At 63.2% G+C, this 11797-nt stretch carries 12 protein-coding genes; 7 read left to right on the forward strand and 5 right to left on the reverse strand.

Going from position 1 to position 11797, the window contains the following annotated elements; all coding sequences use genetic code 11:
* Positions 1 to 12 precede the first annotated feature (12 nt).
* The 3 genes from C481_RS04800 to C481_RS04810 form a co-directional block, all read right to left on the reverse strand.
* A complete protein-coding gene (locus C481_RS04800; protein ID WP_006107943.1) occupies positions 13 to 1263 on the reverse strand; it encodes a DHH family phosphoesterase in 1251 nt (416 codons plus the stop codon).
* Positions 1264 to 1382: 119 nt separating this feature from the next.
* The gene (locus C481_RS04805) at positions 1383 to 1853 is read right to left on the reverse strand and encodes a universal stress protein (protein ID WP_006107945.1); all 471 of its coding nucleotides are present in this window, start codon (positions 1851 to 1853) and stop codon (positions 1383 to 1385) included.
* Positions 1854 to 1926: 73 nt separating this feature from the next.
* Positions 1927 to 2472: an Lrp/AsnC family transcriptional regulator gene (locus tag C481_RS04810; RefSeq protein WP_006107947.1), complete on the reverse strand. Its 546-nt coding sequence runs from the start codon at positions 2470 to 2472 to the stop codon at positions 1927 to 1929.
* 243 nt (positions 2473 to 2715) lie between these two features.
* Here C481_RS04810 and C481_RS04815 point away from each other — a divergent pair, with 243 nt between their 5' ends.
* Together C481_RS04815 and C481_RS04820 are read left to right on the forward strand one after the other, a co-directional pair.
* Positions 2716 to 4125, forward strand: coding sequence for an APC family permease (locus tag C481_RS04815; RefSeq protein ID WP_006107949.1), 1410 nt, complete (start codon positions 2716 to 2718; stop codon positions 4123 to 4125).
* A 78-nt stretch (positions 4126 to 4203) separates the two neighbouring features.
* A complete protein-coding gene (locus C481_RS04820; protein ID WP_006107951.1) occupies positions 4204 to 4665 on the forward strand; it encodes a universal stress protein in 462 nt (153 codons plus the stop codon).
* 20 nt (positions 4666 to 4685) lie between these two features.
* On the opposite strand, the gene C481_RS04825 is transcribed toward C481_RS04820, so the two are convergent.
* Both C481_RS04825 and C481_RS04830 read right to left on the reverse strand, forming a co-directional pair.
* Entirely contained in the window at positions 4686 to 5273 is a 588-nt protein-coding gene (locus C481_RS04825; protein ID WP_006107952.1) for a GNAT family N-acetyltransferase, read from the reverse strand.
* A 2-nt stretch (positions 5274 to 5275) separates the two neighbouring features.
* On the reverse strand, positions 5276 to 5644 hold the full coding sequence (locus C481_RS04830; protein ID WP_006107954.1) for a universal stress protein: 369 nt from the start codon (positions 5642 to 5644) through the stop codon (positions 5276 to 5278).
* A gap of 243 nt (positions 5645 to 5887) precedes the next feature.
* Between C481_RS04830 and C481_RS04835 the strand changes: the two genes are divergently transcribed.
* The 5 genes from C481_RS04835 to C481_RS04855 all read left to right on the forward strand — a co-directional run bounded on the left by C481_RS04835 (position 5888) and on the right by C481_RS04855 (position 11653).
* The gene (locus C481_RS04835) at positions 5888 to 7366 is read left to right on the forward strand and encodes an ATP-binding protein (RefSeq protein ID WP_006107956.1); all 1479 of its coding nucleotides are present in this window, start codon (positions 5888 to 5890) and stop codon (positions 7364 to 7366) included.
* A 94-nt stretch (positions 7367 to 7460) separates the two neighbouring features.
* A complete protein-coding gene (locus tag C481_RS04840; protein WP_006107957.1) occupies positions 7461 to 7946 on the forward strand; it encodes a hypothetical protein in 486 nt (161 codons plus the stop codon).
* A 102-nt stretch (positions 7947 to 8048) separates the two neighbouring features.
* Positions 8049 to 8873: an MBL fold metallo-hydrolase gene (locus C481_RS04845; protein WP_006107959.1), complete on the forward strand. Its 825-nt coding sequence runs from the start codon at positions 8049 to 8051 to the stop codon at positions 8871 to 8873.
* Between the two features lie 100 nt (positions 8874 to 8973).
* Positions 8974 to 10446, forward strand: coding sequence for an ATPase domain-containing protein (locus tag C481_RS04850; RefSeq protein ID WP_049904439.1), 1473 nt, complete (start codon positions 8974 to 8976; stop codon positions 10444 to 10446).
* 88 nt (positions 10447 to 10534) lie between these two features.
* A complete protein-coding gene (locus tag C481_RS04855) occupies positions 10535 to 11653 on the forward strand; it encodes a sensor histidine kinase (RefSeq protein ID WP_006107962.1) in 1119 nt (372 codons plus the stop codon).
* The last annotated feature ends 144 nt before the right edge of the window (positions 11654 to 11797 follow it).

Below are 11797 nucleotides of genomic sequence, written 5' to 3' on the forward strand. Positions count from 1 at the left end.
GCCGAGTTCACCCTATTCGTCGTCGGAATCGTCGTCGCTTTCACCGTCATCCGTCGCGACGACAGTCCGGAACGCATCGAGGATCACCTGTTTCGTCACCGCACCGCGAGACGTCCAGTGGGTCGCGTAATCGAGCATGTCGTCGTAGATATCGGGCTTACAGCCCGCCGCCTTCGGGTGGCCGCCGCCGTTTACCTTCCCCGCAACCTCGTGGCAGCGGTCGAACTCGTCCGTGCCGCGGATCGACGCGGAGCCGGCGGGCTTGACGATCACCGACGCGTCGGCTCCGTCCTCGCGCATCGCCTCGGCCACCTCGTTCTGCGAACACCGACCGTAGGTGATCCCGACCGTGTAGCCGCCGATCTCGCGGAACTCGGCCCGCCCGAGCGCCTGCTCGATGAGCTGTTCCTTTTCGACCCGCCGCTCCGCGATGAACGCCGTGACCCACTCGGGCAGGTCGACGCCGTACTCGCGGACGACCTCGACGTACTCCGCGGGATCGGTCCAGTAGGCGTAATCCGCCAGATCGTCGCTGCGCGGGTCCTCGCGGAGCCAGAGGTCGTGGTCCCGCGTCACCGCCGCGAGTTCTTCGTACATCTGGTCGAACTCGAACTCGAGCGAGCGGTAGACGACGTCTGCACTACACTCCTCGTCGGAGTCGCCGACGACGAGTTCAGCGCCGGCCTCCCGCACGGCCGCGGCCACGTCGTCGTCCCACTGGTGGTGGTCGTACCAGGCGACGCTGCCGGCGGTTTCGAGCGCGGCGTCGAGTTCGTCGGCGACGTACTCGTAGCGGTCGGGACAGAGGTCGCAGACGAAGAGATCGATGCCGTCGTCGCCGAACTGGGCGACGCGGGCGAGTGCGTCCTCGACGTTGTGGGGGCTGGCGGGGACGAGCGCGACGGAGTGTGGTGTTGGCTCGGGTTCCTCGAGGGGTTCGTCGGCGTCCCCGGCGGTGAGTGCGATGCTTTCTTCGTCGGCGTCGTCGACCGCGTCCGCGACCTGGCCGTCGTCATCCGTCCCGGCGTCCGGTTCCGGGACGGCCTGCACGTCGTCGTAGGCTTCTCGAATCAGCGCGACGCAGGCGAGGCCGTCGGCGTCGGGGTCCGCGATAACGGCGGCGTCGGCTCCCTCGAGTACGGCTTCGATCTGTTCGTCTTCGATGTCCTCCTCGAGTTCGTCGGGGAGGAAGAAGCCGGTGCCGGGCAGGACCGACTTGCGGGCGAGCGGGAGGTCGCCGCTGTCGATGAGTTCGTCGTACATGGCGAATAGTCGGATGTGGAGGGGGAAGTACTCGCTGGTCTCCGGTAGCCTGTCGGGATCTGAACGCGTGGACGAACCGTGACGGATACCGTGGCCGGTCCGGATCTCGTCGCACTCGTTCAGACGGGGGTCGCCGACTCGTCCGCATCCGCGTTCGACTGTCGCATGGATTCGAGCTGTCGCACCGTCAGCACCGGGACGGGGGAGGTGCGGACGATTCGTTCGGCGACGCTGCCGAGCAACAGTCGGTTCTCGCCGTGGCGACCGCGCGTACCGGTCGCGACGACGTCGGCATCGACCTCGCGGGCGTATTCGCAAATTTCGACTGCCGGGCGTCCCTTCCGAGTTGCAGTCGTGATCGCGCGGTCTGCGTGGTTCTCGACGGTCGCGAGCGCGGCGTCGGCGGTCGTCTCCAGCGCAGTCCGGAGTTCGTCCCGGAGTTGCTGCGGGGAGGCGTCGACTTCGCTGGCATCGACGACCGAGAGTGCGTGGACTTCGGCGTCGAACCGGTCTGCGAGGTCGAGCGCAACGTCGACGGCCCGCGTGACGCTGTCGGAGCCGTCCGTAGCGACGACGACGGTATCGAACATGGGCGATGGTTGGACGGCGGCTGGTATAAATTCACGGCCCCCGAACAATTCTCCGTTCGCACCCCCTGCGGCGTCACTCGGCGGTATCGCCGTCGAGTTCGGCGTCGGTGAGCGCGTTCACGAGCGTCTCGTACTCGAAGTCGTTGACCGCCAGCGGCTCGTCTTTGAGCGTCGTGATGACGAACTTCGAACTCGTGCGGCGGATCTCGTCGATGGCCTCGTAATCGGCGACGAGCGACTCGACCATCTGCCGATTCGGGACGTGGGCGATGACGACGAAATCAGTCTCGCCCATCGTGAAGTAGACCTGGTTGACGCCTTCGATGGCGGTGAGTTTCTCGCCGACCGTCTGGTGATAGCCCTCGTCGAAGGTCGCCCAGATTTCGGAGACGAGCGTGATCGACAGCCCCAGTTTCTCGAGGTTCATGTCGTAGCGGTCGTTCTCGAGCACGCCGGCCTCTTGCAACTGATCGAGTCGGTAGTGGACCGTCGATTTCGGAATGCCCGTCTCCTGGTGGATCTTGTCGGGGCTGGTGACGCCCGTCGATGCGACAGCCTTGAGGATTCGAACGTCCTTTTCGTCGAGGTCGACCGTATCGCGTCCTGTGTCATCGCTCATTGTGGGTTCCTCCCGTGTCCGTCCTCCTGCGGCGGGACGACACTGGTCTCTCTCTACTCTGTCTGCGCAACTGCTGTAATTGTTTCTCTCGCCGGCACTGACCGCAGAACGAGTTCACTCCCCGGTAGATCGAATTGACAAATTTTGATTGTCTATAATCCATTACTCATATAGAATATAGAACGATGTCTAATAACACCAGTAGCGATAGCATTTTATGCAATTGTTCTGATTAGCACGTGTATGTCAGACACTACCGAGACCGGACTTGCACGCACGCTGTCCAAACGGGATACGTTAGTCCTCGCGTTCGGAGCCATGATCGGGTGGGGGTGGATCATCCTCTCGGGCACGTGGATCGACCAGGGCGGCCCCCTCGGCGCGATCATCGCCTTCGTCATCGGCGGCTTCATGGTCGGCGTCGTCGCCATCCTCTACGGTGAACTCGCCTCCGCGATGCCGCTCGTCGGCGGCGAACACGTCTACAGTTTACGTGCGCTCGGACCGCTCGGGGCGTTCGTCTGTACGTGGGCGATCGTCTTCGGCTACGTTACCGTCGTCGCCTTCGAAGCCGTCGCCCTGCCCTCCGCGATGGCCTTCCTCGTCCCCGGCTTCGACGCGATCGAACTCTGGTCGGTCGCCGGCGACCCCGTCTACGGCACCTGGATTCTCGTCGGCGTCCTCGGCACCGTCTTCATCACGGCCCTGAACTACGTCGGCATCCGCCCCGCAGTCCAGTTCCAGATCGTCATGACCCTCGTGATCGCGCTCGCCGGTGCCGTCCTCATCGCCGGCGCGATCGGCAACGGCTCTCCCTCCCCCGACCCCGCGCTCACCGCCGGCACCGCCGGCATCTTCGCCGTCGTCCTCCAGACGCCGTTCATGTTCGTCGGCTTCGACGTGATCCCCCAATCGGCCGAAGAAGCCGACGTTTCCCCGCGCTCGCTCGGCCTCCTCGTCATCGCCGCCGTCGGCCTGGCGACGCTGTTTTACATCGCCGTCATCTGGGGCGCTAGCCGCAGTCTCTCCGGCGCTGAACTCGTCGACAGTTCGCTCCCGGCCGCCGAAGCGATGGCCGCACTGTTCGACAGTCAGACGATCGGACAGCTCATGGCGCTCGCCGGCGTTGCGGGCATCCTCACCAGCTGGAACGCCTTCATCATCGGCGGCAGCCGCGCCATCTTCGCGCTCGCCGAGAGCGGAATGCTCCCGAAACCGTTCGCGAAGATCCACCCCGAGTACAACACGCCGAGTAACGCGATCCTCTTCATCGGCGGCCTCTCCGCGCTCGCGCCGCTGTTCGGCGAGCAGATGCTCACCTGGGTCGTCAACGCCGGCGGGCTCGGTATCGTCGTCGCCTGGCTCCTCGTCGCCGTCTCCTTCCTCGTTCTGCGCTTCCGGGAACCCGACATGAACCGCCCGTATAAGGTCCCGGGCGGCATGGCCGTCGGGCTCCTCGGACTGGGACTGACCGTCTTCTTCGTCTACCTCTACTTACCCGGCGGTCAATCCGCGCTGCTGTGGCCCTACGAGTGGGCGATCGTCCTGCTCTGGTGCGTACTCGGGGCCGCCTTCTACGCCGTTTCCGAAGGCCACTCCGAGGAACACGAGCAGGCCGCACTCGATCGCATCGAGCAGTTGCAAGACGGCTGATCGCCCGCCGAGCGAATCGGTTCTACCAGCCTGCCACCGGGCCGAGCCTTTTTGTCGACTGCGCGCACATCTCCCCGCATGGACGACAGCGAGCCGTTTGCCGTCGATACCGTTCTCGCTCCCGTCGACGGCAGCGACGAATCCGCGACCACCGCCGAGTACGCCGTCGCCATCGCAAACCGCTACGACGCCTCCGTCCACGTCCTGTACATCCTCGGACGAGGTGTTATCCGTGGAATGGACGTCGGTACCGTCGACGAAACGGAGGTCGCAGACAGCAGCCGGGGCTTTCTCGAAGACATCCAGTCGATCGCCGCCGATGGCGACGTCCCCCTCTCGACATCGATCGACGACGGCTTCTCACAGACGCGGAAGACGCGACACCCGGGGAACGTCGTTCTCGATACCGCAGACGATATCGACGCCGACTTCATCGTCCTGCCGCGCGAACCCGTGACCGACACCGCGTCCGCCGAAGTGCTCGAAAAAGTCGCCGAGTACGTCCTCTCCTACGCGAGCCAGCCGGTGCTCTCCGTCTGAGTCGCGCTTTCTACGAGGGCTTACCCGCTCCCGTCCCCGTCCTCGCCCTCTAGCACGATCGCCATCTCCTGCTCGAAACTCTCCGATCCCGTCGCCTCGAATCCGACCCGCTCGTAGAGCGCAATCGCCGGATTATTCCAGCGCTCGACGGTCAACCAGACTCGCTCGATACCGACATCGCTCGCGTGCCCGAGCAAATGTTCCAAGAGTTGCGTCCCGATCCCCGCCCGCTGGTACGCCTGCAGGACGAAAATCGCGAGTTCCCATTCGATCTCGTTTCGCTCCTCGATCGCCGCCGGTTCGTCCACGTCCGGCACGAGCGTCGCGTGGGCAATGACGGTCCCGTCGTGTCGCGCAATCACGTTGACGCTCTCCTCGGCGATCGTCTCGAGCCAGTCACGAATCCGCTTTTCTCCTGTCGGCGGAATCCCCTGCGCTCGATCGCTCGGATCGAACTCGTCGTACATCACGACGACGTCCTCGAGTTCGGCCGTCAGATCGTCGGCGGCCCGGACCTCGATGGTTCGCCCCTCTCGATCGTCGATCGTCGTCGGTGGCGACGGAAACGGTCCCGAGCGGTCGTCGGGGTAGATTCGCGTCGGAGTCATCGTTATCGCACCAGTTTGACCGTCGTCGGCGAGTTCAGCAGGACGAACTCGGTGATCGGGCCGAGTTGGATTTTTCCCATCGGGCTGAGCGTGCCGCCGCCGATGGCGAGTTGGTCGAACTCGCCCTGTTCGGCGTAGTCGACGAGGGCGCTGCCGGGGTCGCCTTCGAGTCGGACGAGCTCGGCGTCGATGTCGGCCTCGGTGAGCAGCGTGTCGGCCTGTTCGTACATTTCGTCCTGACTGCGTTTGGCCTCGGGTTTCTCGAGGACGGCGACGGTGAGGTCGTCGCCGACGGTCTGCGTTCGGTCGATGGTCTGGCGGAGCGTTTTGATCGATTCGTCGCTGCCGCCGAGTCCCACGAGTACGTTCATACGGATGGGTGTGGGCCGGGGGACGAAAGTCGTTATGCCGGGATCGCGGTCCGAGAGCGGAAAGGCGGTACGGCGATATGGCTGTCGCGAGGTCGTTTCCCGCCGAGCGGTAGCGCCCCACGCCGCGACGAGAGAGTTCGGTGGCGTTTTTCGGAAAGTCTCTGATGGGGACTGTCGTGTGCCCGGGTACGTGACGATTGCGTGACGACGCTGTTAAGAGCGTGTGGTGAATACGATGACCGAATGAGTAATGCGGCGCTCGATGTCGTGGAGTTTCTGCTCACGACGAGCGTGTATTCGGACGACAGGACGCTTGACGAGAACGATCTTCCGCCGTCGTTCCGCCGGGTATTCTGGACCGGTGGCGTCGATGAGAGCGGTGACGGCGAGGAGAGCGGCGACGATGATACCGGCGGCGCTGGCGCGAGCGGGAGTGCAAACGCCGGTCGCCGCCACGCCGGGATTCGTCGACCGCTCTCGACGACGAATAGTACCGCGCGAGAGGCGACGGGCGTCGACCGACCGTGGGATGCCGTCTCCGAGTTGATGTTCACCGAGCGCGACGAGTTCTCCGGCTCGATTTCGCTCACCCAGCAGGAGATGGCCGAATCGTGGTTCGCAGAGCGCGTCGATACGGAACGATTACGAGAGAACCCGACGCTGGCGAAGCACTTCGAGGATCACGAGGCGTTCGATGGCGAGGTGAGCCACGAGGCGGCTCGCGAGCAGAACCGTCCGATTCAGGCGGATCGGGTCTGGATCGACAGCCTGCTCGAGGAGTACTTCGACGACGAGGACGACGAGGACATGCTCGACCTCGTCGACGTTCGCGCGCCCGAAGAGGTCGACGTGACGCTCGACGACCTGGTCCTCACGGGGGATCAGGAGGCCGAAATCGACAAGATTTCGAAGGCGATCGAACACCGGGATTACCTCGCCGAGATCGGCCTTCGAGAGATCGGCAAGTTGCTGTTCGTCGGCCCGCCGGGGACTGGCAAGACCTCGACCGCGCAGGCGCTGGCGCGGGATATGGACCTGCCGTTCGTCGAGGTCAAACTCTCGATGATCACGTCCCAGTACCTGGGCGAGACGGCCAAAAACGTCGACAAGACCTTCGAGGTAGCAAAGCGCCTCTCCCCCTGTATTCTGTTCATCGACGAGTTCGATTTCGTGGCCAAAACTCGACGCAGCGACGAGCACGCGGCGCTCAAGCGTGCGGTCAACACGTTGCTCAAGAGCATCGACAACATTTCGCTGATCGAGGACGACGTGTTGCTGATCGGGGCGACGAATCACCCGGATCAGTTAGACGATGCGGCCTGGCGGCGCTTCGACGAGATCATCAACTTCCCGAAGCCGGACTACGGCATGCGAGCGGACATTTTGCAGGTCATCACGCGCACGATGGACATCGAGGAGTTCGATCCGCAACTCATCGCCGAGTCGACGCAGGGGCTGACCGGCAGCGACCTCCGGATGGTGCTTCGCGAGGCGGTGCTCGAGGCGTTGACCGAGGATCGGACGACGCTGACCCAGGAGGACCTGCTCAACGCGGTCGAGGAGTTCGAAGAGCGAGACAACCTGAAGAACATGGACATGATCGAGGGCGACCACGACGCGCTCGTCGCGGGTGGCGATATCGGGAAGGCGAGTGATGGTGGGCACGATCACGATCATGATCACGACCACGACGATCACGACGATCACGACCACGACCACTAACCGGCCGTCGGACGCTCGTTTCGCTGACCGCGCGTGAGAGTCGCCGATGGCTGCGGGGAACAGCCTTTATGCGATGGCTTCGAATGTGCAGGCGATGACCGATGATGGGTTGCCTTTCGAGACCGCCGAGACTGCTCAGACTGCGCAAACGTCCCGGACTACCCAGACTGCCCAACGGACACCGGCCGGACAAGACACGCAGCCCGGGAAACCCGCACGAACCGACGGTCCGATCGAAACTATCGCCGCCCGTGTTCGAACCGAGTTCAGCGAGTCGATTCGCCGTCTCATCGCGTTCGGTCCCGCCGTCCACGGCGACGGTGCCCTCCGGACGGAAGCCGATTTGCTCGCCGTTATCGAGGACGCCGACGTGGCGACAGGAGCCAACGAGGAGACGGACTGCGAGCGCGCACTCACCGAACTCGCACACGACGTCGCGCTCGAACGCGGTATCGTCCTCACGGTACACGTTCTGCCGGTCGAACGGTTCGAAGCGAACGCCGACCATCCGTTCATCGAACAGGCCATCGCGGAGGGGACCGAGTTCACCTCGCCGACTCCGGAGGACAACGAGCGGTAACTCGCCGCATTGCCTCGGTGTTTGCAGTCTCGCCGCGCTCTCGGGGACAAGCACACGCACAACAACAACAACAACACTCGTTCCACTCGAGGGAGACGACTGATGCGCGTAACCCTCCTCGGAACCGGCGATACCACCGGCACGCCGACCGTTGGCTGTGACTGTGATACGTGCGAGGCCGCCCGAGAGCGCGGCGTCGAGCGAACCCGCTTTTCGGTCCACGTCGAGAACGAGCGCACCGGCGAGGCGCTGCTCGTCGATTTTAGCCCCGACTTTCGCTACCAGTTCCTTCGCGAGTCCGTTCCGCTCCCCGACGCCGCCATCATCACTCACATCCACTTCGACCACCTCGACGGTCTCGGCAACGTCTTTCGCGTACTCGATGAACTCGACGTGTACGCGGCAAACGAGACGGACCCGCAGACGGGCGAGAGCGTCGCGGAAACGGTGGCCGACGACTACGACTATCTCGATCCCATCACGGTCGTTCCGACGACGCCGCTCGAACCCGTCCGGATCTGCGGGTTCGACGTGACGCTCGTTCCGGTGGACCATCCCCCGTTGAGGTGTTACGGACTCGCCATCGAAGATCCGGAGACCGGTGCGAAACTAGCGCTGTCTGGAGATACGAGTTACGCCGTTCCCGACCGTTCGCGCGAGGTGCTCGCCGAACCGGACTTGCTCCTCGCGGACGCCATCGTCCCTGCGGCGCTCTGCGACGCACATCCGATCGGTGGCAGACACGAGGACGACGACGGCGTACCCCGCACGTTCGGGACGAAACACATGACCCGCGAGGGGGCACTGGCGCTCGCCGACGAACTGAGCGCGACACGGACCCGCCTGGTCCACCTCGCCCATTTCTATCCGGCAGCCGAGGCCTTCGAGGAGCCGCTGGCGCTTGACGGCGAAATCTACACGCTGTAACGCTTGCTGATCGTGAATTCGTTCCAGACAGCATGGTGGGGCGGCCGGTAACGTGACGCAAGCGAGATATTAATAGTTGCTAAGCGCATTCAACGCTCACATGGACCATCGTGTTACCCCATTGAGTAGCGGGGTCGCTGGACTCGACGATATCCTTCACGGCGGGTTCGTTCCTGGCCGCATGTATCTCGTTCACGGCCAACCCGGCACCGGGAAGACGCTCCTCGGAATGCACTTTCTTCAAGAGGGACTGACCACCGACGAAACGGTGCTTTTCATTCACGGGGAAGAGTCACAAGACGAGATCCGCATGAACGGCGACGCGGTCGATATCGATGTCTCCGGCGCGGAGTTTCTCGATCTGGGCCCCGACTCCGAGTTCTTCACCGAAGACTACTCCTACGACCTGGTCGATCCGAGCGACATCGAGCAGGATCGCTACACGCAGGACATCCACGAGGCAATCCGTGAGATCGATCCCGATCGGGTTGTCGTCGATCCGATCACACAGCTCCGGTACGTCGAAGCCAACGACTACCAGTTCCGAAAGCGCATTCTCGCGTTTATGCGCTTTCTCAAACAGCGCGAGATAACCGTTCTCACGACTGCAACCCCCTCGACGGAACAGGAGTACGATACCGAAATTCGCTCGCTCAGCGACGGCATCATCGAACTCACGCGCGGCGACGGCGGCCGCCGAATCAAGGTCGCAAAACACCGGGCGCTCGGGCAGCGAAAGGGCGACCACGCGATGGAAATCCGCGAAAACGGGCTCGAAGTGTTCCCGCAACTGGCCCCGGATCGGTACGAACATCCCCTCGAATCGAACCAACTCGAGTTCGGTATCCCCGGTCTCAACGAACTCTCCGGCGGCGGATTCGACCAGCGTACCGCGACGTTCATCAGCGGTCCGACCGGTGCCGGGAAGACCTCGACCGGCACGCAGTTGCTTACGCAGGCGGCTGCGAACGAGCTGAAATCAGCCGTCTATCTCTTCGAAGAGGATATCGAGACGTACGAACACCGCTCGGAGTCGATCGGGATGCCGGTCGCCAAGATGCGCGATGACGGCCTCCTTTCGGTGACCGAAATCGAGCCGCGAACGCTTTCGAGCGAGGAGTTCGCCCATACGGTCAAAGACGAGATCGACGAGCGGGGAACCGATATCGTGATGATCGACGGCCTCAACGGCTATACGACCTCGATTCAAGGGAACGAGGAAAAACTGGTCAGAAAGCTCCACGCGCTGACCCGGTACCTGAAAAACCGCGGCATAACGGTGTTGGTGACGAACGAAATCTCGGAGATCACCGGCATCTCGAACGCGACGAGCAACAACCTGAGCTACGTCGCGGACAATCTCCTGTTCCTGAGCTACGTCGAAATGGACGGCAGTCTCCAGAAAGTCGTCGGGATCCTGAAGAAACGCTCCGGCAACTTCGAGCCCAACCTCCGCGAGTTCGAAATCACGTCCGAGGGGATTCGCGTCGGCAATCCGCTGACCGGACTTCACGGCATTCTTCAGGGCGCTCCCCGAACCGGCGGACCGACGGATCTCGATCGATACGAATGACACGACGACAGGAACTCGCCCGCGATTGCGGTCGCAGTCGGACGTTGTCCAGTCGTGTGTGTGCAGTCTCTCACACCAGTGATCGTGCATGACGCTGAGCCCGCACGATCAGCAACCGACAACGAGCACGGTCCAGTTGCTCATCGAAGAGACGGGCAACCGCGCCGCGCTCCGGAAACTCCTCGAGGATCACTACGAGATCCGCGCGACGCAGTCGATCGGCAAGGCCGATCTCTATCTCGTCGACGACCACACGTTTCCCGAGTACCACACCGCCCTCCAGAAGCGCGTCGACCGAAGCGATCCCGTCTTCTGTCCCGTCGTCCTCATCCGTCGAGCCGACAGGAATCCCCACGTTACGCTGCCGGACCTCCACGAGCGCGATCCGCCCTACCTCGTCGACGACATCGTCGACGCACCGATCGACCGGGCGCTGCTCGTGCGCCGACTGAACTCGTTGCTCGTCCGTCGCGAGCAGTCGAAGGATCTTCTCCATTACATCTCACAACTCGAGGCTTCGAACCAGTCGCTCGAGCAGTTCGCCTACGCAGCCTCCCACGACCTGCAGGAACCGCTGCGGATGGTCTCGAGTTACCTCCAGCTTATCGAACAACGCTACGGGGACACGTTCGACGAGGACGGCGAGGAGTTCCTCGAGTTCGCCATCGACGGCGCGGATCGCATGCGGAGCATGATCGACGCCTTGCTCGAGTACTCGCGGATCGATACGGAGGGGGATCCGCTGACGCCGACCGAACTGGACGGCGTCCTCGCGGACGTCCGCCAGGACCTCCGAATGATGATAGACGAGCACGAGGCCAGTATCGAAGCCGGGTCGCTGCCTCGGGTGCAAGGCGATGCCGATCAGTTGCGGCAACTGTTTCAGAATTTGCTATCGAACGCGATCGAGTACAGTGGCGAGGAGCGCCCGGAGATCACGATTACCGTCGAGAAGAACGAGGAGGAGTCGGAATGGAAACTTTCCGTTCACGACGAGGGGATCGGAATCGATCCGGACGATCAGGAGCGGATCTTCGAGGTGTTCCAGCGGCTCCACAGCCACGAGGAGCGCTCCGGTACCGGCATCGGACTCGCCCTCTGTAAGCGTATCGTCGAGCGACACGACGGGCGCATCTGGGTCGAATCCGAACTCGACGAGGGAGCGACGTTCTCCTTTACGCTTCCGGCGGTGACCGACTCCTCGTGAAGGCCGTCGGCAGTGACACCGTCGCTGAACTCGCTCTGTTGCCGTTCCGGGCTCATCGCTCCCGCAGTCTTTCCGTTCGCTGTTACGCCTTCGATTCGACGTCAATCCCGACACGACTTTCACCCTTACGTCCGTAGGCCACGT

The organism is Natrialba asiatica DSM 12278 (genome assembly GCF_000337555.1).
GTDB lineage: Archaea > Halobacteriota > Halobacteria > Halobacteriales > Natrialbaceae > Natrialba > Natrialba asiatica.

Bases quoted from the DNA above. Each gene is read 5' to 3' on its own strand.
- C481_RS04845 (WP_006107959.1), top strand. From the start codon at position 8,049: ATGCGCGTAACCCTCCTCGGAACCGGCGATACCACCGGCACGCCGACC.
- C481_RS04800 (WP_006107943.1), bottom strand. From the start codon at position 1,263: ATGTACGACGAACTCATCGACAGCGGCGACCTCCCGCTCGCCCGCAAG.
- C481_RS04840 (WP_006107957.1), top strand. From the start codon at position 7,461: ATGACCGATGATGGGTTGCCTTTCGAGACCGCCGAGACTGCTCAGACT.
- C481_RS04815 (WP_006107949.1), top strand. From the start codon at position 2,716: ATGTCAGACACTACCGAGACCGGACTTGCACGCACGCTGTCCAAACGG.
- C481_RS04835 (WP_006107956.1), top strand. From the start codon at position 5,888: ATGAGTAATGCGGCGCTCGATGTCGTGGAGTTTCTGCTCACGACGAGC.
- C481_RS04855 (WP_006107962.1), top strand. From the start codon at position 10,535: ATGACGCTGAGCCCGCACGATCAGCAACCGACAACGAGCACGGTCCAG.
- C481_RS04820 (WP_006107951.1), top strand. From the start codon at position 4,204: ATGGACGACAGCGAGCCGTTTGCCGTCGATACCGTTCTCGCTCCCGTC.
- C481_RS04850 (WP_049904439.1), top strand. From the start codon at position 8,974: ATGGACCATCGTGTTACCCCATTGAGTAGCGGGGTCGCTGGACTCGAC.
- C481_RS04805 (WP_006107945.1), bottom strand. From the start codon at position 1,853: ATGTTCGATACCGTCGTCGTCGCTACGGACGGCTCCGACAGCGTCACG.
- C481_RS04810 (WP_006107947.1), bottom strand. From the start codon at position 2,472: ATGAGCGATGACACAGGACGCGATACGGTCGACCTCGACGAAAAGGAC.
- C481_RS04825 (WP_006107952.1), bottom strand. From the start codon at position 5,273: ATGACTCCGACGCGAATCTACCCCGACGACCGCTCGGGACCGTTTCCG.
- C481_RS04830 (WP_006107954.1), bottom strand. From the start codon at position 5,644: ATGAACGTACTCGTGGGACTCGGCGGCAGCGACGAATCGATCAAAACG.